This window comes from Streptomyces sp. HUAS 31, assembly GCF_028198125.1.
GTDB lineage: Bacteria > Actinomycetota > Actinomycetes > Streptomycetales > Streptomycetaceae > Streptomyces > Streptomyces chartreusis.
Genome location: NZ_CP116353.1, coordinates 2,369,896 through 2,390,710, shown reverse-complemented (window position 1 = coordinate 2,390,710; position 20,815 = coordinate 2,369,896). Strand labels below are relative to the sequence as shown.

The window sequence follows — 20,815 nt, the reverse complement described above, 5'->3', positions numbered from 1 at the left end:
GGCGCCGCCCGTTGGAACATCAGCGGCCCGAGCCAGGCGGCCGCGAAGGACCTTGACTCCTCAAGAGCGGAATGAAGGAAGCGCGGAATGCCTCCTAGAAGTCCCCCAGTTCGGAGGCGTACGGCGGTTCGGCACCCGCCCGGGAACAGGTGATCGCGGCAGCCCGCGCCGCGAATCGCAGCAGCCGTGTCCAGCCGTCGGCATCGAGTCCCACGAGCGCTTCGGCGGACAGAGCGTCCAGGGCCGCCAGACCGTGCAACAGCGCCGCGTTGACGGTGTCGCCGGCACCGATCGTGTCCACGACGTCGACTGCCTCGCCCGGCACGGAGTGCACGGCGCCGTCCCGTGTGAACGCGGTCAGCCCGTCACCGCCTCGCGTGATCACCACGGCAGCGGGTCCCGCGTCCAGCCACTCTCGCGGCGTGCCGCCCAGCCACTGCGCGTCCTCCTCGGAGAGCTTGAGCAGCGTCACCGACGGCAGCCAGCTCTTGAAACGGGCCCGGTAGCCATCCGGGTCGGGGATCAGCCCGGCCCTGATGTTCGGGTCGAGCGCGGTGAACACCCCCTGCGCGGCTGCACTCCGCATCAGTTCCTCATACGCGCTCGCCCCGGGCTCCAGGACGAGCGAACAGGTGCCGAAGGAGACCGCGCGGGTCTGCGCGGGCAACTCCGCAGGCGCCGTGAAGAGCCGGTCGGCAGTGCCCTCGACATAGAAGGAGTAGGCGGCTGACCCCTTCTCGTCGATAGTGGCGACCGCGAGAGTCGTCGGCTCTATCCCGCGCTGTACGGCAGACACGTCCACCCCGGCCTCCCGCAGCCCGTCCAGCAGGGCCTCACCGAACGCGTCGGAGGACGTCCGGGAGCAGAAAGCACTGGGGGAGCCGAGCCGACCCAGGGCCACGGCGGTGTTGTAGGGGCCGCCGCCGAGCGCCGGCTTCAGGCTCGCGAGGGCGCCCGTGCCCTGCGGTACGAGGTCGATCAGGGCCTCACCGGCGACGACGATCACGAGGCGGTTCCTTTCACGGACGTCAGGGACTGTTCGGGGCAGCCGCACGAGGTGCGGTGCACGAAGGTGCAGGGGAGACGCACCGTCCGGGCGGGCCGGTCCGGTGCGGCGAGACGGTCCAGCAGCACGCTCACCGCCTGGGCGCCGATGTCCCTGCTGGGCTGGGCGATCGCGGTCAGCCTGGGGGAGAACAGTTCGGCCCAGGCGAAGTCGTCGAAACAGCACAGGGCGATGTCAGCGGGCACGGAAAGCCCGTGGTCGCGCAGACTGCGCAGGGTGCCCATGGTCATCGCGTTGTTGGCGGTGACGAGCGCCGTGGGCGGCGAGGTGAGCGACAGCAGCGCGGTGGTGGCCTGTGCGGCACCGGGCGACTCGGAATTGCCGTGCACGACGAGCCTTTCGTCGTGTACGAGCCCGGCGGCCGCCAGGCCGTCCCGGTATCCGGCGAGACGCTCACTGGTGGTGCTGAGTCCGGGAAGGCCGGCGACGAGGCCGATCCTCCGGTGACCGAGACCGGCGAGATGGGTGACGAGCTTGGCCATGGGCTCGGCGCTGTCGGCGCAGACCTGGTCGAACCTCGTCGAGCCGTCCGCCGGGGCGTCGACCACGCGGTCGAGGAGGACGGCCGGCACCTTGTGGCGACCCAGGTAGGAGAGGAGGTCCCGCGGATCGGCGGAGGGCGCGACGATCATGCCGTCCACGCGGCGCTCGTGCAGAAGCTGCACGACCTTGCGCTCATGCTCCGGATCGTCGTGCGGGTCGGCGATGAGCAGGCTGTAGCCGTGTTCCAGGGCGGCGGCCTCGACGCCCTGAAGGATCTCCGTGAAGTACGGGTTGCTGATCGCCGACACCGCGAGCCCGATGGACCGGGTGCGGGAGGTCACCAGAGAGCGGGCGAGGGTGTTGGGCGTGTAGCCGAGCTCCTCCATGGCGTCCAGCACCGCCTGGCGGGTGTGGGGCAGCACGGGGCGGGTTTCGTTCAGCACATGGGAGACGGTCGCTACGGACACGCCGGCACGCCGCGCGACATCGGCCATGGTCGCCATCGAGACGCTCTCCCTCTCCGTCGCTCCGCGCGGCGCCTCGTCGCGGGCTGCCGCAGTTTCTCTTCTGGCGGGGAAGGTATCCCATCCGGGGCCGGACGTAAACGCTTGCGCAATCGTTTACGTCCCGGGCCGAAAGCATCGACAGGAACCTTCGAAGCGAGGGGTGTGGAGGCGCACCAGGGCCTCCCGAGATCAGCGAACCGACGTCAGAAGCCGAAGCGCGATGAGGCTACGGACAGCCCGAGGCGGCGCCGGCGGCGGGCGACGCGAGGTGGCCGCCAGTCCGCGGACAGCCCGAGGCGGCGCCGGGCCACGACCGCCCGAGAGGACAGCTCACTCCCACTCCCACCCGATGCCCACGATCCCGGTCCGCACCCGTGGCTCGACAAGGTGGACGGACCGGTGCGGCCCGCTGATGGCCAGCCCTTGGCGGCCACTGCGCGGTGCCGCCGCCGAGTGCTGGGCGAATCGGTGGCAGCGAGCCGGGAGGGCGTTCTCGGCGAAGCGGACCTGAAGGGCGTACTGGCCGCCCGCGAGAGGGAAGCCACGGGCGTACTCGCGGGACATGTCGGCCGTGCCGTCCTCGACGCCGTAGCGGAAGAGATAGGTGTCGCCGGCCCGCAGGCGTGTGCCGAAGAGCAGCTCGGCGACGAGGACACCGGTGTCGTGGTGCCAACGGACCCGGCCCGTGCGGCAGTTCTCCAGCGCGTGCACGGTCATGCGCTCCGGCGTGCACCCCGGGTCGCCGTGGTGGACGGCCACGAAACGGTCCACGCCGTCCTTGTGGGCCCGCACTATGTGGTGCGACTCGCGCCCCGCCAGCTCACGGCGCGCCCCGATCCGGACCTGCTCGTGGTGGGCGAGGGTGTGCAGGCCGCCGTCGATCGGGCAGTCCAGATCGGCCAGCAGCCGCTCCAGCATGCCCGAGGCCTCCACCAGGGAGCGATAGGAGCGGGCGGCGGGCTGTTGGAGGGCGGAGTGGTCGTCGGCCTCGGACAACAGCCTGATCAGGGACTCCTCCGGCAGCTGAAGGATCTCCTCCAGCGCCCGCACCGCACGCAGTGACTCGGGGCGCTGGGGCCGCCGGGCCCCCTGCTGCCAGTAGCTCAGGCTGGTGACGCCGACCTTCACACCGCGACGGGACAGGTGGTGCTGCACGCGCTGGAGAGGGAGTCCCCGGGCGGCTATCGCTGCACGCAGGGCGGCATGGAAGGGGCCGCCTCGCAGGGCCGAGTCCAGTTCCGCGGAGGCGACGGCGGCGATGTCCGCGTGCTGTGTGGCGTGCGGCATGCAGGGGCCTTTCTGTGGTTGTTGCACAACGGCTGGTCAGACCGTTCACGCGACTGATCGGGGCCACCCCGTCGGGGCGTCGGGGGATGTTCACATCCGTACGCCGCCGTTCAGTTCCCCGAGTTCCCCCGCATTGAAGCGTGTTGACCAAGTCCCGACAACACCTGATGCCCAACAGCAGCCCACTCCTGGCCGAGTCGCGATACGTCCACATCAAGTCGCGGTGTCCGGGTCGGCGTTGCCGAGCGCGCCACTGAAGACCTGCGACGGCTGGGCCGTTCTCTGCGGGAAAGCACGCCGGACCGCGGCATCGACCGCCTGGCGATTGTGGAGATCGGCCTACGGCTCCCGGCGCAGGACACACGCCCAGGCCCGCGATCCCGGGGCGCGGACCCAGGGCGCCCATCCCCCGCGAGCCCTCGCCGCGACGACCGAGGTCATTCCGGCCGGGGCACAGCCCGACGCCCCAGGTCACCGAGCGCGGAGACGGAGTCCTGTGCCGGTCGTACTCCGGTTGTCCTGTGCCGGTCGTTCCCGGCTTCCCGGTGATCCGCCGACCGTGGCGGAGGTTATCCACAGGCTCGCCGGACTGTCACCGGGCGCCAGTAGGGTGTGAGACATGGCCGACCCCTCCAGCTACCGCCCCAAGCCGGGACAGATCCCCGACTCTCCCGGGGTGTACAGGTTCCGCGACGAGCACCGCCGGGTGATCTACGTCGGAAAGGCGAAGAGCCTGCGCCAGCGCCTGGCGAACTACTTCCAGGACCTGGCGGGCCTGCACCCACGCACCCGCACGATGGTGACCACGGCGGCGTCCGTGGAGTGGACAGTGGTGTCCACGGAGGTCGAGGCCCTTCAGCTGGAGTACTCCTGGATCAAGGAGTACGACCCCCGGTTCAACGTCAAATACCGCGACGACAAGAGCTACCCCTATCTCGCGGTGACGATGAACGAGGAGTTCCCGCGCGTGCAGGTGATGCGCGGTCACAAGAAGAAGGGCGTCAGGTATTTCGGGCCGTACGCGCACGCGTGGGCGATCCGGGACACCGTCGACCTCCTGCTGCGCGTCTTCCCGGTCCGCACCTGCTCGGCCGGCGTGTTCAAGAACGCCTCCCGCACCGGCCGCCCCTGCCTGCTCGGTTACATCGGCAAGTGCTCCGCCCCCTGCGTCGGCCGCGTCTCCGCCGAGGACCACCGTGAACTCGCCGACGAGTTCTGCGACTTCATGACCGGCCGCACCGGCACCTATCTGCGCCGCCTGGAGAAGCAGATGATGGAGGCGGCCGAGGAGATGGAGTACGAGCGGGCCGCCCGCCTGCGCGACGACATCGAGGCCCTGAAGAAGGCCATGGAGAAGAACGCGGTCGTGCTCGCCGACGCGACCGACGCCGACCTCATCGCCGTCGCCGAGGACGAGCTGGAGGCGGCCGTGCAGATCTTCCACGTCCGCGGCGGACGCGTACGCGGCCAGCGCGGCTGGGTCACCGACAAGGTCGAGGAGATCACCACCGGCGCCCTCGTCGAGCACGCACTCCAGCAGCTCTACGGCGAGGAGACCGGGGACGCGGTGCCCAAGGAGGTGCTCGTCCCTGCCCTGCCCGACCCGCTGGAGCCCGTGCAGGAGTGGCTGTCGGGGCGCCGCGGCTCCAATGTCTCGCTGCGCATCCCCCAGCGCGGCGACAAGCGCGCCCTCATGGAGACGGTGGAGCGCAACGCCCAGCAGGCCCTCGTCCTGCACAAGACCAAGCGCGCCTCCGACCTGACCACCCGCTCGCGCGCGCTGGAGGAGATCGCCGACGCCCTCGACCTGGACAGCGCCCCGCTGCGGATCGAGTGCTACGACATCTCCCACCTCCAGGGCGACGACGTCGTGGCCTCCATGGTCGTCTTCGAGGACGGCCTGGCCCGCAAGAGCGAGTACCGCCGCTTCCAGATCAAGGGCTTCGAGGGCCAGGACGACGTCCGGTCCATGCACGAGGTGATCACCCGCCGCTTCAAGCGCTACCTCGCCGAGAAGGAGCGCACGGGCGAGTGGTCCGACGGGGAGAGCACCCTCGCCGACACGCCGTCCAGCTCCCTTGGCGACACGTCCTCCGACACGCTCGGCGACGCGCCGTCCACCCCGTCCGGCGGCACCCCGTCCGGCGACACGCCGGCCGACGCCCTCACCACCACGTCCCCCGACGCCCTCACCAACAGCCTCACGGACGACGACGGCCGCCCCAAGCGCTTCGCCTACCCGCCCCAGCTCGTCGTCGTGGACGGTGGCCAGCCGCAGGTCGCCGCAGCTCAGCGGGCTCTGGACGAGCTCGGTATCGACGACATCGCTGTCTGCGGCCTCGCGAAGCGCCTGGAGGAGGTCTGGCTGCCCGGCGACGACGACCCGGTCGTCCTGCCCCGCAGCAGCGAGGGCCTGTATCTGCTCCAGCGAGTCCGTGACGAGGCCCACCGCTTCGCGATCACCTACCAGCGCACCAAGCGCGCCAAGCGCTTCCGGGCGAGCCCTCTGGACGACGTCCCCGGCCTCGGCGAGACCCGCAAGCAGGCGCTGATCAAGCACTTCGGTTCGGTGAAGAAGCTGCGAGCTGCGACCATCGACCAGATCTGCGAGGTCCCCGGCATAGGCCGCAAGACGGCCGAGACCATTGCCGCGGCCTTCGCCCAGGCGGCCCCGGCCGCGCCCGCCGTGAACACGGCGACTGGAGAGATCATGGATGACGAGGAATCCGAAACGACGGCGGAGACCTCGGGGGAGCCCGTGTCCGCGGGCGCCCCGGACGAACGACGGGGGCAGGAGAGATGAGCGAGCACCACACACAGCCCACAGGCGAGCGAGATCAGCAGGCCCAGGAAACGCACAAGCAGACCGGCGAGGATCTCACCCAGCAGGACGCACCCCAGAACGACGGAGCACAGGTGAGTACGGGTAGCGACACGGCCGGGGCCACCGAGGCGGCCATCCCCGAGCTGGTGATCATCTCCGGCATGTCCGGGGCCGGCCGCTCGACGGCGGCCAAGTGTCTGGAGGACCTCGGCTGGTTCGTGGTCGACAACCTCCCGCCCGCACTGATCCCCACGATGGTGGAGCTCGGCGCCCGTTCCCAGGGCAACGTGGCGCGGATCGCGGTGGTCGTCGACGTCCGCGGCCGGCGCTTCTTCGACAACCTCCGCGAGTCCCTCTCCGACCTCGACACCCGGGGCGTGACCCGCCGGATCGTCTTCCTGGAGTCATCCGACGACGCCCTGGTGCGCCGCTTCGAGTCGGTGCGCCGCCCGCACCCCCTCCAGGGCGACGGCCGCATCGTCGACGGCATCGCCGCCGAGCGGGAGCTGCTGCGCGAGCTGCGCGGCGACGCCGACCTGGTGATCGACACCTCCAGCCTCAACGTGCACGAGCTGCGGGCCAAGATGGACGCCCAGTTCGCCGGCGAGGAGGAGCCCGAGCTGCGGGCCACGGTCATGTCCTTCGGGTTCAAGTACGGCCTCCCGGTCGACGCCGACCTGGTCGTGGACATGCGCTTCCTGCCCAACCCGCACTGGGTCCCGGAGCTGCGCCCCTACACCGGCCTCAACGAGGAGGTGTCGGCGTACGTCTTCAACCAGCCCGGTGCGAAGGAGTTCATCGACCGCTACTCCGAGCTGCTCCAGCTCGTCGCGGCCGGATACCGTCGCGAGGGCAAGAGATACGTGACCATCGCGGTCGGCTGCACCGGCGGTAAGCACCGCTCGGTCGCCACCTCCGAAAAGCTCGCCGCCCGCCTCGCCTCCCAGGGCGTGGAGACGGTGGTCGTACACCGGGACATGGGACGGGAATGACGGCACGTACTCCGCGGCTGAGCAGATTGCGCCGGGCGATGCCCGAGTCACGCGCAAGCCGGCCCGCCGAGGCCCGGGGCGGCCGACCACGCCGCCGTGGCACCCAGCCCAAGGTCGTCGCCCTGGGCGGCGGCATGGGGCTGTCCGCCTCGCTCGCCGCGCTGCGCCGGATCACCGGCGACCTCACCGCCGTCGTCACCGTGGCCGACGACGGCGGCTCCAGCGGGCGTCTGCGCGACGAGCTGGGCGTGCTGCCGCCCGGCGACCTGCGCAAGGCCCTGGCCGCGCTGTGCGGCGACGACGACTGGGGCCAGACCTGGGCCCGCGTCATCCAGCACCGCTTCCACTCCCAGGGCGATCTGCACGACCACGCGGTCGGCAATCTGCTGATCGTCGCCCTGTGGGAGCAGCTCGGCGATCACGTCCAGGCCCTCGACCTGGTCGGCAAGCTGCTCGGCGCGCACGGGCGTGTGCTGCCGATGTCGGCCGTGCCGCTGGAGCTCCAGGCCCTGGTCAAGGGCCACGACCCGGACCGGCCCGAGGAGGTCGACACCGTCCGCGGACAGGCCACCGTCGCCCTCACCCCCGGTGAGGTGCAGTCGGTGCACCTCGTGCCGCACGACCCGCCGGCCGTACCGGAGGCCGTCGCCGCCGTCCGGGACGCGGACTGGGTGGTGCTCGGCCCCGGGTCCTGGTTCTCCTCGGTCATCCCGCACCTGCTCGTGCCGGAACTCCTGGACGCGCTCACCGAGACGAAGGCGCGCCGGGTACTCTCCCTGAACCTCGCGCCGCAGCCGGGAGAAACCGAGGGCTTCTCCCCGCAGCGTCATTTGGAGGTTTTGGGACGACACGCCCCTAAACTCGCCCTGGACGTGGTGCTGGCCGACGAGGCCGCCGTGCCCGACCGCGATGTGCTCACCGAGGCCGCGAAGCGGCTCGGTGCGGCGGTCGAGCTGGCCCCGGTGGCCCGGATGGACGGGACGCCCCGGCACGACCCGGAGCTCCTCGCCGCCGCGTACGACCGTATTTTTCGGATGCATGGAAGGATCGGCCCATGGCGATGACGGCAGCGGTGAAGGATGAGATCTCCCGGCTCCCCGTCACCCGGACCTGCTGCAGGAAGGCGGAGGTCTCCGCCATTCTGCGGTTCGCCGGCGGCCTCCACCTGGTCAGCGGGCGCATCGTGATCGAGGCGGAGCTGGACACCGCCATGGCGGCCCGCCGCCTCAAGCGCGACATCCTGGAGATCTTCGGCCACAGTTCCGAGCTGATCGTGATGGCCCCGGGCGGGCTGCGCCGCGGCTCGCGTTACGTCGTACGGGTGGTTGCGGGCGGTGACCAGCTGGCCCGGCAGACCGGTCTGGTCGACGGGCGGGGCCGCCCGATCCGCGGCCTGCCCCCGCAGGTCGTGTCCGGGGCCACCTGTGACGCCGAGGCCGCCTGGCGCGGCGCGTTCCTCGCGCACGGCTCGCTCACCGAGCCCGGCCGCTCCTCCTCCCTTGAGGTGACCTGCCCGGGCCCCGAAGCCGCGCTCGCCCTGGTCGGCGCCGCCCGCCGGCTGTCGATCGCGGCGAAGGCCCGCGAGGTGCGTGGCGTCGACCGGGTCGTCGTCCGTGACGGTGACGCCATCGGCGCCCTGCTCACCCGCCTCGGCGCGCACGAGTCCGTGCTCGCCTGGGAGGAGCGCCGGATGCGCCGCGAGGTCCGCGCCACGGCGAACCGCCTCGCCAACTTCGACGACGCCAACCTGCGCCGCTCCGCCCGCGCGGCCGTCGCCGCAGGTGCCCGTGTCCAGCGTGCTCTGGAGATCCTCGGCGAGGAGGTCCCCGAGCACCTCGCCGCCGCCGGACGTCTGCGCATGGAGCACAAGCAGGCCTCCCTGGAGGAGCTGGGCGCGCTCGCCGACCCGCCGCTGACCAAGGACGCCGTCGCCGGCCGTATCCGCAGGCTGCTGGCCATGGCCGACAAGCGGGCCCAGGACCTCGGCATCCCGGGCACCGAGGCCAACCTCAGCGAGGAGCTGGCGGACAACCTCGTCGGATGACGTGACTGATCGTCAACGACTCGGTGCCGACGTCCACTTGGGACGTCGGCACCGGTATTTGTCGGTCTTTGCGGCACTCTTGACTGGAACATGAAGTGGCCCGAGCCTGGCAGTCATTCGTCACTGTGGCGAAACACTGCTAGGGGGGTACATGAGACCCAGAGCGAGATCGATCCTCGCTGTCGGCGCTCTCCTCATAGGTGGAGCGAGTATCGCACCCATAGCCCAGGCACAACCGGGCAGTTCACAAGATTCCGACCCGAGTGAAGTGAAGGTCTTCCGGGCCGAGATCACCAAGAAGCAGGTACCCCTGCTGCTGGCGGCCGGCCAGGACGGCCACGAACTCAGTGAGCAGGCGCCCGCCAAGGGCACGGCCACCGTCGAGGTCTACCTCACCGACGATCAGGCCGAGAAGCTCCAGAAGCAGGGCGTCGAGCTCACCGAGCACGACCTCTCCGCCAAGGCGGAGGCCCGCACCGAGAAGGCCGCGGAGGGCGTGTTCCGCCCGTACAGCGGTGCCGGGGGGCTCAAGGAGGAGATAGTCAGGACCGGGCAGCAGAACCCGGGCCTCACCAAGGTCGTCTCCATCGGAAAGACGGTGGGCGGCCAGGACATCCTCGCGCTCAAGCTCAGCAAGAACGCCAAGAAGACGAAGGACGGCGCCAAGCCCGCCGTCCTCTACATGTCCAACCAGCACGCGCGTGAGTGGATCACGCCGGAGATGACCCGGCGTCTGATGCACTACTACCTGGACAACTACAAGACGGACAAGCGCGTCAAGAAGATCGTCGACTCGACCGAGCTGTGGTTCGTCCTCTCGGCCAACCCCGACGGCTACGACTACACCCACAAGGACGCCGCCAACCGTCTGTGGCGCAAGAACCTGCGGGACATCAACGCCGACGGTGTGATCAGCACCGGTGACGGCGTCGACCTCAACCGCAACTTCTCCTACAAGTGGGGCTACGACGACGAGGGTTCGTCCCCGAACCCCACCAGCGAGACGTACCGCGGCGCGAGCGCCGGCTCGGAGCCCGAGACCAAGGCGATCGACGCCTTCCAGAAGCGCATCGGCTTCACCTACGGCATCAACTACCACTCCGCCGCCGAACTCCTCCTCTACGGAGTCGGCTGGCAGGTGGCCACCAACACCCCCGACGACGTGCTGTACAAGGCGCTCGCCGGCACCCCGGACAACTCCGCGATCCCCGGCTACCGGCCGCAGGTCTCCTCGGAGCTGTACACGACCAACGGCGAGGCGGACGGTCACGCCTCGAACGTCAACGGCCTGGCGATGTACACGCCCGAGATGTCGACCTGCCAGACCGCGTCGAACATCGACCCGAACGACCAGTGGAACGCCGCCGACTGCCAGTCGGTGTTCAACTTCCCGGACGACGAGAAGCTGATCCAGGACGAGTTCGCCAAGAACGTGCCGTTCGCGCTGTCCGTCGCCGAGAGCGCCGAGCGGCCCGACCAGCCCGTCTCCTCGCTCGGACTGAAGGCGGCTGACTTCACTCCGGCACCGTTCACCACGTCGTACTCCCGCGGCGCGGACCAGGAGGTCTCCGTCGTCGTACGCAAGTCCGTGCGCGACAAGGAGCTCAAGTACCGCGTCAACGGCGGCCGTACGCACGACATGGCACTGCGGCCCTGGAGGGGCGGCGAGACGTACGGCGGTGACGACAACCTCTACTTCGACGAGTACCGGGCCAAGGTCGCCGACGGCGATCGCGGCGACAAGGTCGAGGTGTGGTTCACTGGCGAGACCAGGAGCGGCAAGAAGGTCTCCAGCGAGCACTTCACCTACACCGTGGCCGAGCGGCCGCGCGCGGACGTGCTCGTGGTCGCCGAGGAAGGCGCCGGCGCCGCCCACGCGCAGAAGTACGTCGACGCGCTGAAGGCCAACGGCCACCGGGCGATCGTCTGGGACGTCGCCGCACAGGGCGCGCCCGACGCACTCGGCGTACTGGACCACTTCGACACCGTCGTCCACTACACGGGCGCGAACGTCCCCGGCAACGCCACCCAGCTCCAACTGCGCGCCTACCTCAACGAGGGCGGCAAGCTGGTGGAGGCGGGCGAGCAGGCCGGCGGCAACGTCGACCTCGGCGACGGCACCCTGTCGAACGACTTCAGCCAGTACTACCTGGGCGCCTACACCCGTACCTCGCTGCCCGGCGCCACCGGCTTCACCGGCTCCGGCAAGCTCGGCGGGGTCACCGGATCACTGGGTGACGCGACCGGCAACCCGCTGGACAAGGCCGGGAGTTACAGCGTCACCTCGGACCAGCTGGCCGCCGACAAGTACCCCCAGTTCGCCAGCGCGGGCGCGGGCCAGTTCGCCGGCACGGTCAACCCGTACGGTCCCTACGCGGGTTCGTGGATGGCGGCGGCCGTGCACACCGACGACGCCTACAAGCGGCTCACCAGGACCGTCGACCTCACCGGTGTGACCGCGGCACAGGCGCCGACCCTGCGCACCCAGTTGCTGTGGGACGTCGAACCCGGCTACGACAACGTCCTGATCGAGGCGCACACCACCGGCGCCGAGGACTGGACGACACTCCCCGAGAAGAACGGCGCAAGCGGCAACACGGTGCCGGCGGAGTGCGAGGCCGGCTTCTACATGGCCGAACACCCCTGGCTCAAGCACTACCTGACGCAGTCGGCCGAGGGCTGCACGGCGTCCGGCACCAGCGGCCAGTGGAACGCGCTCACCGGCGCCTCCGCGGGCTGGAAGCAGGTCGAGTTCGACCTGAGCGCGTACGCCGGCAAGTCGGTCGAGCTCTCGATCGCCTATGTCTCCGACCCGGGCTTCGGCGGGCGCGGCGTTCTCGCCGACCAGGCCTCGCTCGTCGTCGGTGGCGCGGCCACCGAGACCGAGGGTTTCGAGACGTCGCTCGGCGCCTGGAGCGTGCCCGGACCGCCCGCGGGCAGCCCGGCCGTGCTCAAGGACTGGACGCGCACCGGGGCGCTGTTCCAGACGTACGGTGCGATCACCACGGACGACACGGTGCTCCTCGGCTTCGGCCTGGAACACGTCACCGCAGCGGCCGACCGGACGGCGCTCATCGGAAAAGCCCTTTCCTCACTTGAGAAATGACACGCCGAGGTCAACCGCGCACAACGCACGGTGACCGGAACGAGTGATCCGGGCTTCCCGGCGGGGCGGTCCGTACCCCTACTGGCGGGTACGGACCGCCCTGCCGTCTATGAGGCATCTGGATGTCACCACGGAGGCCACAGAGAGGTAGGGTCGTAGGCGGTCGGGGACATCCCAAATAGAGCTCGCCGGCACCGCATGGCCGGCGTACCAACGAGGAGATCGGTTCGTGACGATCCGCGTAGGCATCAACGGCTTCGGTCGTATCGGTCGCAACTACTTCCGCGCGCTGCTGGAGCAGGGTGCTGACATCGAGATCGTGGCTGTCAACGACCTGGGTGACACCGCGACCACTGCCCACCTGCTGAAGTACGACACCATCCTGGGCCGTCTCAAGGCCGAGGTGTCGCACACGGCTGACACGATCACCGTCGACGGCAAGACCATCAAGGTCCTGTCCGAGCGCAACCCCGCCGACATCCCGTGGGGCGAGCTGGGCGTCGACATCGTCATCGAGTCGACCGGCATCTTCACCAAGAAGGAAGACGCCGCCAAGCACCTCGCCGGTGGCGCGAAGAAGGTCCTCATCTCGGCTCCGGCCAAGGACGAGGACATCACCATCGTCATGGGTGTCAACCAGGACAAGTACGACCCGGCGAACCACCACGTCATCTCCAACGCCTCCTGCACCACCAACTGTGTGGCGCCGATGGCGAAGGTCCTCGACGAGAACTTCGGCATCGTCAAGGGTCTGATGACCACGGTGCACGCGTACACCAACGACCAGCGCATCCTGGACTTCCCGCACAAGGACCTGCGCCGCGCCCGTGCCGCCGCCGAGAACATCATCCCGACCACCACGGGTGCCGCGAAGGCCACCGCGCTGGTCCTGCCGCAGCTCAAGGGCAAGCTGGACGGCATCGCCATGCGCGTCCCGGTCCCGACCGGCTCGGCCACCGACCTCGTCGTGGAGCTGTCCCGCGAGGTCACCAAGGACGAGGTCAACGCCGCCTTCAAGAAGGCCTCCGAGGGTGAGCTTCAGGGCTACCTGACCTACACCGAGGACGAGATCGTCTCCTCGGACATCGTCAGCGACCCGTCGTCCTGCACCTTCGACTCCTCCCTGACCATGGTCCAGGAGGGCACGTCGGTGAAGATCCTCGGCTGGTACGACAACGAGTGGGGCTACTCCAACCGCCTCGTCGACCTGACGGTCTTCGTCGGCAACCAGCTCTGATCGGCAGAGCAGCACCTTGATGTAGGGCAGGGCCCGTGCGGCGCAGGGACGCGCCGCCCGGGCCCTGACTCACGTGCAGACCAGGCCTTTTAGGATCACTGGCGATCCGAGCATACGAACCCTCCTCGGGAGTCCCCTTCCATGAAGACGATCGACGAACTCCTCGCTGAAGGAGTCGCGGGCCGGCGGGTCTTCGTCCGCGCCGACCTGAACGTGCCGCTGGACGGCACCACCATCACCGACGACGGCCGCATCCGCGCCGTGCTGCCCACCGTCAAGGCTCTGGCCGAGGCGGGCGCGCGCGTGGTCGTCGCCTCGCACCTGGGCCGCCCCAAGGGCGCCCCGGACCCCGTGTTCTCCCTCGCGCCCGCTGCCGCGCGCCTGGGTGAACTCCTCGGCGCCGACGTGGCCTTCGCGACCGACACGGTCGGCGAGTCCGCTCAGGCAGTCGTCGCCGGCCTCGCGGACGGCCAGGTGGCCGTCGTCGAGAACCTGCGCTTCAACGCCGGCGAGACGAGCAAGGACGACGCCGAGCGCGCCGCCTTCGCCGAGCAGCTCGCCGCCCTCGCCGACGTCTACGTCGGTGACGGCTTCGGCGCGGTGCACCGCAAGCACGCGTCCGTGTACGACCTGCCGGCCCGCCTGCCGCACTACGCCGGGTACCTCATCGCCAATGAGGTCGGCGTGCTCAAGAAGCTCACCGAGGACGTCAAGCGGCCGTACGTCGTCGCGCTCGGCGGCGCCAAGGTGTCCGACAAGCTCGCCGTCATCGACCAGCTGCTCGCCAAGGCGGACCGGCTGCTCATCGGCGGCGGCATGGCGTACACCTTCCTCAAGGCCAAGGGCTACGAGGTCGGCATCTCCCTCCTCCAGGAGGACCAGGTCCCGGCCGTCACGGAGTACATGGAGCGCGCCGAGAAGAACGGCGTCGAGCTGGTCCTGCCGGTCGACGTCCTGGTCGCGCCCGAGTTCCCGGACCTGAAGACCAAGGCCCCGGCCAACCCCACGACCGTCGCCGCGGACGCCATCCCCGCCGACCAGGAGGGTCTGGACATCGGTCCCGAGACCCGCAAGCTGTACGCCTCGAAGCTCGCCGACGCCGGCACCGTCTTCTGGAACGGCCCCATGGGCGTCTTCGAGCACCCCGACTACGCCGAGGGCACCAAGGCGGTCGCCCAGGCCCTCATCGACACCCCGGGCTTCACCGTGGTCGGCGGTGGCGACTCCGCCGCGGCCGTCCGCACCCTGGGCTTCGACGAGTCGGCATTCGGCCACATCTCGACCGGTGGCGGCGCCTCCCTCGAATACCTCGAGGGCAAGACGCTCCCCGGCCTCGCCGCACTGGAGGACTGACCTCAATGGCTGCATCCAATTCTTCTGAGCGCACGCCGCTGATGGCGGGCAACTGGAAGATGAACCTCAACCACCTTGAGGCCATCGCACACGTCCAGAAGCTCGCCTTCGCCCTGGCCGACAAGGACTACGACGCCGTCGAGGTCGCCGTTCTGCCGCCCTTCACCGACCTGCGCTCCGTGCAGACCCTGGTCGACGGCGACAAGCTGAAGATCAAGTACGGCGCCCAGGACATCTCGGCGCACGACTCCGGTGCCTACACCGGCGAGATCTCCGGTCCGATGCTGGCCAAGCTGAAGTGCACGTACGTGGCGATCGGCCACTCCGAGCGCCGTCAGTACCACGCGGAGACCGACGAGATCGTGGGCGCCAAGGTCAAGGCCGCCTACAAGCACGGCCTGACCCCGATCCTGTGCGTAGGTGAGGAGCTGGAGGTCCGCGAGGCGGGCAACCACGTCTCCCACACCCTCACCCAGGTCGAGGGCGGTCTGAAGGACCTCCCGGCCGAGCAGGCCGAGTCCGTCGTGATCGCCTACGAGCCCGTGTGGGCCATCGGCACCGGCAAGGTCTGCGGCGCCGAGGACGCCCAGGAGGTCTGTGCGGCGATCCGTGGCAAGATCGCCGAGCTTTACACGCAGGAGCTGGCCGACAAGGTCCGCATCCAGTACGGCGGCTCCGTCAAGGCGGGCAACGTCGCCGAGATCATGTCGCAGGCCGACATCGACGGCGCCCTGGTCGGCGGTGCCTCGCTGGACGCCGACGAGTTCGTCAAGATCGTGCGCTTCCGCGACCAGTGAGTAGGCCGTAGCGGCGATCCGTCGTACCCTGGCGGGGGCACAGCCCGGTGGCTGTGCCCCTGTCGTCCATCCAGATCCGAGGAAGTTGGTCCAGCCGTGGTTATGGGGTTCTCGATCGCCCTGATCGTCTTCAGCGGGCTGCTGATGCTGCTGGTGCTGATGCACAAGGGCAAGGGCGGCGGCCTCTCCGACATGTTCGGTGGCGGCATGCAGTCGTCCGTCGGCGGCTCCTCGGTCGCCGAGCGCAACCTCGACCGGATCACTGTTGTGGTCGGTTTGCTCTGGTTCGCGTGCATTGTCGTGCTCGGCATCATGATGAAGGTCAACAACTGACGATCACGTACATTCCACACGTAAGGCCCCATGTTCGGTACGCGCAGCTCAGCGCGGCCTATCATGGGGCTTGCGTCTTGGTGTGGGGGTCTGTAACTCGAATCACTGGACGCGCGTTGGGCCTTACGTAGACTGAGGCGCTCGCAGCGAAGCGAAACGCCGACTCGCTTTGCGGCACCATCACGCAGGGAGTTACGACCGTGGCAAGTGGCAACGCGATCCGAGGAAGCCGGGTCGGGGCGGGGCCGATGGGCGAGGCCGAGCGGGGCGAGTCCGCGCCCCGGCTGCGCATCTCCTTCTGGTGCTCCAACGGGCATGAAACGCAGCCCAGCTTCGCCAGCGACGCGCAGGTTCCCGAAACCTGGGACTGCCCGCGCTGCGGCTTTCCCGCCGGACAGGACCGGGACAACCCGCCGGACCCGCCGCGCACCGAGCCCTACAAGACGCACCTCGCGTATGTACGGGAGCGACGCAGTGACGCGGACGGCGAGGCGATCCTCGCCGAGGCGCTCGCCAAACTGCGGGGCGAGATCTAGGAATTGAGGACCGGCCGGGTGCCCATGGTTGCCCGGCCGGACCTGTACGACGTGCTGCGCGGATCCCGCTCCGGGACCGATTGTCAGTGGTGCCCTCTACGGTTTGTGTATCGATCTTTCGGATCGACGGACCGGGAGGGGGAGCCGTGGCGACGGCTGAGACGGTGAGCGGGCGCGCGCCGGCATGGCGCGGTGGCTTCGGACGGCTGTGGGGCGCCGCCGTGCTCTCCAGCTTCGGAGATTCCCTGCGTACGGCCGCCCTGCCGCTCCTCGCCGTCACGCTCACGGACCGGCCGATGCTGATCGCCGCGGTCACCGCCTGCGGCTATCTCCCCTGGATCGTCTTCGGGCTGCTCGGTGGCGCCGTCGCCGATCGGGTGGACCAGCGACGCGCGATGTGGACGGTGGACGCGTTACGCGGACTGCTGGTCGCCGCTTTCGCCGTGGTCGTGGCGCTCGGGCACGCCTCGATCGGCCTGCTCGTCGTGCTGGCCTTCACCCTGACCACGCTTCAGACCCTGTTCGACAACGCCTCCACGGCCCTGCTCCCCGCCCTGGTGGACCGGGACGCGCTCGGCAGCGCGAACGCCCGGCTGATGACCGGGCAGCGCATCGCGGGCGGCCTGATGGGCGGGCCGCTCGTGCCGTTGCTGCTGGTCGCGGGGGCCGCCGTGCCCTTCGTCGCCGACGCCGCCACCTTCCTGGTCGCGGCCGCCCTGGTGGCCTCGCTGCGCATCACGGCGCCCGAGCGGACGCCGGCCCCTGCGGGCAGCACCCTGCGCCGGGAGATCGGCGAGGGGCTGCGCACCCTGTGGCGGGACCGGGCTCTGAGAGGGCTGTGCGCCGCCACCGCCCTGTGCAACATCGGCATGGGCGCCCAGCTCGCGACCCTGGTCGTCCTGGTGACCGGGTGGCTGGACGCCGGGGCCACGGGGTACGCGGCGGCCGGCGCGGCCTTCACCGTCGGGGGCCTGGCCGGGGGAGTGGCGAACGGCTGGATCGTGAAGCGACTGGGCCGGGTGCGGGCCGTGCTGGTCGCGGGCGCGGTGCAGACCGGGGCCCTGATCGTCATGGGAACCGTGCGCAGTCTGGCCGTGCTGGTGGCGGCGCTGATCGTCTTCGGACTCATGGGCATGGTGTGGAACGTCAACACGACGACGCTCATGCAGCAGCGCAGCCCCGCCGAGCTGCTCGGCCGGGTCGCCTCCGCCTTCAGAACCCTGGCCTTCGCCGGAGTGCCGCTCGGCGCCCTGCTGGGCGGTGCCGTCGCCACCGCCTGGGGCCTGAACACCCCGCCCCTGCTCACGGCGGCCTTCTTCGTGCTGGCCCTGATCGCGCTGATACCTGCGGGCAAGCGGGACGTACCTGTTGTTGCGCAGGACGACGACGCGAGGACAGCTCACGTCCAGCGCTGATCAATTAGGTTGGAACAGCTGGGACAGGCACGAAAGAAGGCTGAAGTCGGACATGAACGCAGACGGCCGTACCAGGCTCAATCAGACGCCCGAGTGGAGCGCGCTGACCAAGCACCGCGAGGAGCTCGGCGACGTGGGGCTTCGGCAGCTGTTCGCCGCCGATCCCGGTCGCGGCTCGGGCTACACCCTCCAGGTCGGCGACCTGCACATCGACTACTCCAAGCACCTGGTCACCGACGAGACGCTGCGGCTGCTGCGCGAGCTGGCCGCCGCCACGGACGTGTTCGGGCTGCGGGACGCCATGTTCCGCGGCGAGAAGATCAACACCACCGAGGACCGCGCCGTGCTGCACACCGCGCTGCGCGCCCCGCGCGAGGCGGTGATCGAGGTCGACGGGGAGAACGTCGTGCCGGGTGTGCACGCCGTCCTCGACAAGATGGCCGGCTTCGCCGAGCGAGTCCGCTCCGGCGCCTGGACCGGCCACACCGGCAGGCGGATCAAGAACGTCGTCAACGTCGGCATCGGCGGCTCCGACCTCGGTCCGGCGATGGCCTACGAGGTGCTGCGCAGCTTCACCGACCGCGACCTCACCGTCCGCTTCGTGTCGAACGTCGACGGTGCCGACCTGCACGAGGCCACCCGGGACCTGGACGCGGCCGAGACGCTGTTCATCATCGCCTCGAAGACGTTCACCACGATCGAGACGATCACCAACGCCACGTCCGCGCGGGACTGGCTCCTCGCCGAGCTGAAGGCCGGGCCGGAGGCCGTCGCCAAGCACTTCGTCGCCCTGTCGACGAACGCCGAGAAGGTCGCGGACTTCGGCATCGACACGGCCAACATGTTCGAGTTCTGGGACTGGGTGGGCGGGCGCTACTCCTACGACTCGGCGATCGGCCTGTCCCTGATGATCGCCATCGGGCCGGACCGCTTCCGCCAGATGCTCGACGGTTTCCGCACCGTCGACGAGCACTTCCGCACCGCGCCCGCCGAGGAGAACGTCCCGCTGCTGCTCGGTCTGCTGGGCATCTGGTACGGCAACTTCCACGACGCCCAGTCGCACGCGGTGCTGCCCTACAGCCACTACCTGTCCAAGTTCACCGCGTATCTCCAGCAGTTGGACATGGAGTCCAACGGCAAGTACGTCGGCCGGGACGGCCGGGAGGTCGACTGGCAGACCGGGCCGGTGGTCTGGGGCACGCCGGGCACCAACGGGCAGCACGCGTACTACCAGCTGATCCACCAGGGCACCAAGCTGATCCCGGCGGACTTCATCGGCTTCGCCGAGCCGGTCGCCGAGATGAGCGACGGACTCAAGGCGCAGCACGACCTGCTGATGGCGAACTTCTTCGCGCAGACGCAGGCGCTGGCGTTCGGCAAGACGCCGGAGGAGGTGGGCGCGGAGGGGGTGCCCGAGGAACTGGTCACGCACAAGACGTTCAAGGGCGACCACCCGACGACCACGATCCTCGCGCGTGAGCTGACACCGTCCGTGCTGGGGCAGTTGATCGCGCTGTACGAGCACAAGGTGTTCGTGCAGGGCGCGGTGTGGAACATCGACTCCTTCGACCAGTGGGGCGTGGAGCTCGGCAAGGTCCTCGCCAAGCGGGTCGAGCCCGCGCTGACCGAAGGGGCCGAGGTGCCGGGTCTGGACGCCTCGACGAAGGCGCTCGTCGCCAAGTACCGGGAGCTGCGCGGCCGGAAGTGACACGGTTACGGAAAGCGGGCGGCGCGTGGCCGTCCGCTTCCCGTAGACTCCCTCGTCGATCATGACAACGATCACTCGGGGGAGTGCAAGTTGACGTATCCACAAGGGAGTTGGACCGGCGGCACGCTGACCGCGCGGTCCTTCCTGAAGCCTCATCACGTGGCGCGGGCGGTGTTCCATCCTGCCTGGATCCCTCAGTCGCTGGACCCTTCGGTGGATGCCCTCAAGAAGGTGCGGGTCATCGCCGGCGCGGTCGCGGGGTTCGGTGTCTACACCTTCGTGGAGGGCGGGTTCGCCTTCGACGAGATGCTGGACAACGCGGCGACGGCCTGTCTGGTGCTGCTGTTCATCACGCCGCTCACCGTGGGCGTGATGCTCTATCTCTGGCAGCGCTCCGGCGCCGGTACGGTGGCGCAGCTGAAGGAGCCGCTTCTGCGGTCGCTGAAGTTGCTGCTGCTGTTCATCGGCTCGGCGCTCGGCACGGTGCTGATCTTCCAGCTGGGCGGCTCCCTCGGGATGCTCGGGACCATGCTGGTCAGCGTCGTGGGGCTCTGGATGGCGTTCTTCGTGATCGCCGGCGCCTACCGGATCACGGGGAACTTCTTCGGCACCGCCGTCGTGCACCGCTGCCTGCCGCCGCTGCTGGCCACGGTGACGACATGGCTCATGGCCATCCCCGATCTCGTCACCGGTGATCTGCATGGCCTCAGCCTCGCCATGGGCGTCTTCTTCATCCTGGGCGCGCCGGTGACGGTCACGGCCATCGCCATGCTGGAGATGGGCCGCCTCAAGAGCCGCTACGGCATCCGGCTCGCGGACCACCCGGCCGTCCTGTCACCGATGCCGGGACCCACGCCCGGTCCGACGCCGACCCCGCCGCCACCGTCGTACGCCCCGAACGGCTTCGTGCCGCCGCAGGGCAACCCGTACGGAACGCCGCCGCCGCAGGGCAACCCGTACGGAACGCCGCCGCCGCAGGGCAACCCCTACGGGACACCCCCGCCGCAGGGCAACCCCTACGGGACACCCCCGCACGGCAGCCCGTACACGCAGGGTCCGCAGAGTCCGTACGCCCCGCAGCCGCCGTACAACCCGCCCGCGCCGCCCCCGTACAACCCGCAGTAGCTC

General features: G+C 69.7%; 16 protein-coding genes. 13 read left to right on the top strand and 3 right to left on the bottom strand.

What is annotated here, in order from left to right:
• Nucleotides 1-94: 94 nt before the first annotated feature.
• The 3 genes from PGH47_RS10525 to PGH47_RS10515 all read right to left on the bottom strand — a co-directional run bounded on the left by PGH47_RS10525 (nucleotide 95) and on the right by PGH47_RS10515 (nucleotide 3,342).
• A complete protein-coding gene (locus tag PGH47_RS10525; protein WP_271663200.1) occupies nucleotides 95-1,006 on the bottom strand; it encodes a carbohydrate kinase family protein in 912 nt (303 codons plus the stop codon).
• Nucleotides 1,003-2,052 (bottom strand): LacI family DNA-binding transcriptional regulator, encoded by a 1,050-nt coding sequence (locus PGH47_RS10520; RefSeq protein WP_271663199.1) that lies wholly within the window; start codon nucleotides 2,050-2,052, stop codon nucleotides 1,003-1,005. The genes PGH47_RS10525 and PGH47_RS10520 overlap by 4 nt, the downstream gene beginning before the upstream one ends.
• 333 nt (nucleotides 2,053-2,385) lie before the next feature.
• Nucleotides 2,386-3,342 (bottom strand): hypothetical protein, encoded by a 957-nt coding sequence (locus PGH47_RS10515; protein WP_271663198.1) that lies wholly within the window; start codon nucleotides 3,340-3,342, stop codon nucleotides 2,386-2,388.
• 619 nt (nucleotides 3,343-3,961) lie between these two features.
• Between PGH47_RS10515 and uvrC the strand changes: the two genes are divergently transcribed.
• The 13 genes from uvrC (at nucleotide 3,962) to PGH47_RS10450 (ending at nucleotide 20,812) form a co-directional block, all read left to right on the top strand.
• Nucleotides 3,962-6,145, top strand: a complete 2,184-nt coding sequence (gene uvrC / locus PGH47_RS10510; RefSeq protein WP_271663197.1) for an excinuclease ABC subunit UvrC — start codon at nucleotides 3,962-3,964, stop codon at nucleotides 6,143-6,145.
• Nucleotides 6,142-7,158, top strand: coding sequence for an RNase adapter RapZ (gene rapZ / locus PGH47_RS10505; protein ID WP_271663196.1), 1,017 nt, complete (start codon nucleotides 6,142-6,144; stop codon nucleotides 7,156-7,158). Before uvrC ends, rapZ begins: the two co-directional genes overlap by 4 nt.
• Complete coding sequence (locus tag PGH47_RS10500; RefSeq protein WP_271663195.1) at nucleotides 7,155-8,222, top strand: gluconeogenesis factor YvcK family protein; 1,068 nt, start codon at nucleotides 7,155-7,157, stop codon at nucleotides 8,220-8,222. The genes rapZ and PGH47_RS10500 overlap by 4 nt, the downstream gene beginning before the upstream one ends.
• A complete protein-coding gene (whiA, locus tag PGH47_RS10495) occupies nucleotides 8,213-9,202 on the top strand; it encodes a DNA-binding protein WhiA (protein WP_062719176.1) in 990 nt (329 codons plus the stop codon). Before PGH47_RS10500 ends, whiA begins: the two co-directional genes overlap by 10 nt.
• 151 nt (nucleotides 9,203-9,353) lie before the next feature.
• Nucleotides 9,354-12,308 carry a M14 family metallopeptidase gene (locus PGH47_RS10490; protein WP_271663194.1) on the top strand — a complete coding sequence of 985 codons (2,955 nt, stop codon included), beginning with the start codon at nucleotides 9,354-9,356 and terminating at the stop codon, nucleotides 12,306-12,308.
• A gap of 229 nt (nucleotides 12,309-12,537) precedes the next feature.
• Nucleotides 12,538-13,545 (top strand): type I glyceraldehyde-3-phosphate dehydrogenase, encoded by a 1,008-nt coding sequence (gene gap, locus PGH47_RS10485; protein ID WP_030951405.1) that lies wholly within the window; start codon nucleotides 12,538-12,540, stop codon nucleotides 13,543-13,545.
• Between the two features lie 141 nt (nucleotides 13,546-13,686).
• A complete protein-coding gene (locus PGH47_RS10480) occupies nucleotides 13,687-14,898 on the top strand; it encodes a phosphoglycerate kinase (RefSeq protein WP_030951407.1) in 1,212 nt (403 codons plus the stop codon).
• A gap of 41 nt (nucleotides 14,899-14,939) precedes the next feature.
• Nucleotides 14,940-15,695, top strand: coding sequence for a triose-phosphate isomerase (tpiA, locus tag PGH47_RS10475; protein WP_435887781.1), 756 nt, complete (start codon nucleotides 14,940-14,942; stop codon nucleotides 15,693-15,695).
• A gap of 102 nt (nucleotides 15,696-15,797) precedes the next feature.
• Nucleotides 15,798-16,028 carry a preprotein translocase subunit SecG gene (gene secG, locus PGH47_RS10470; RefSeq protein WP_030951411.1) on the top strand — a complete coding sequence of 77 codons (231 nt, stop codon included), beginning with the start codon at nucleotides 15,798-15,800 and terminating at the stop codon, nucleotides 16,026-16,028.
• Nucleotides 16,029-16,228: 200 nt separating this feature from the next.
• On the top strand, nucleotides 16,229-16,564 hold the full coding sequence (locus tag PGH47_RS10465) for an RNA polymerase-binding protein RbpA (RefSeq protein WP_003976875.1): 336 nt from the start codon (nucleotides 16,229-16,231) through the stop codon (nucleotides 16,562-16,564).
• Between the two features lie 146 nt (nucleotides 16,565-16,710).
• Entirely contained in the window at nucleotides 16,711-17,979 is a 1,269-nt protein-coding gene (locus PGH47_RS10460) for an MFS transporter (protein WP_271663192.1), read from the top strand.
• Between the two features lie 52 nt (nucleotides 17,980-18,031).
• Complete coding sequence (pgi, locus tag PGH47_RS10455) at nucleotides 18,032-19,687, top strand: glucose-6-phosphate isomerase (protein ID WP_271663191.1); 1,656 nt, start codon at nucleotides 18,032-18,034, stop codon at nucleotides 19,685-19,687.
• Between the two features lie 90 nt (nucleotides 19,688-19,777).
• Nucleotides 19,778-20,812: a hypothetical protein gene (locus tag PGH47_RS10450; protein ID WP_271663190.1), complete on the top strand. Its 1,035-nt coding sequence runs from the start codon at nucleotides 19,778-19,780 to the stop codon at nucleotides 20,810-20,812.
• Nucleotides 20,813-20,815 lie beyond the last annotated feature (3 nt).

Bases quoted from the DNA above. Each gene is read 5' to 3' on its own strand.
- PGH47_RS10520 (WP_271663199.1), bottom strand. From the start codon at position 2,052: ATGGCGACCATGGCCGATGTCGCGCGGCGTGCCGGCGTGTCCGTAGCG.
- PGH47_RS10515 (WP_271663198.1), bottom strand. From the start codon at position 3,342: ATGCCGCACGCCACACAGCACGCGGACATCGCCGCCGTCGCCTCCGCG.
- uvrC (WP_271663197.1), top strand. From the start codon at position 3,962: ATGGCCGACCCCTCCAGCTACCGCCCCAAGCCGGGACAGATCCCCGAC.
- rapZ (WP_271663196.1), top strand. From the start codon at position 6,142: ATGAGCGAGCACCACACACAGCCCACAGGCGAGCGAGATCAGCAGGCC.
- PGH47_RS10500 (WP_271663195.1), top strand. From the start codon at position 7,155: ATGACGGCACGTACTCCGCGGCTGAGCAGATTGCGCCGGGCGATGCCC.
- whiA (WP_062719176.1), top strand. From the start codon at position 8,213: ATGGCGATGACGGCAGCGGTGAAGGATGAGATCTCCCGGCTCCCCGTC.
- PGH47_RS10490 (WP_271663194.1), top strand. From the start codon at position 9,354: ATGAGACCCAGAGCGAGATCGATCCTCGCTGTCGGCGCTCTCCTCATA.
- PGH47_RS10480 (WP_030951407.1), top strand. From the start codon at position 13,687: ATGAAGACGATCGACGAACTCCTCGCTGAAGGAGTCGCGGGCCGGCGG.
- tpiA (WP_435887781.1), top strand. From the start codon at position 14,940: ATGGCGGGCAACTGGAAGATGAACCTCAACCACCTTGAGGCCATCGCA.
- secG (WP_030951411.1), top strand. From the start codon at position 15,798: ATGGGGTTCTCGATCGCCCTGATCGTCTTCAGCGGGCTGCTGATGCTG.
- pgi (WP_271663191.1), top strand. From the start codon at position 18,032: ATGAACGCAGACGGCCGTACCAGGCTCAATCAGACGCCCGAGTGGAGC.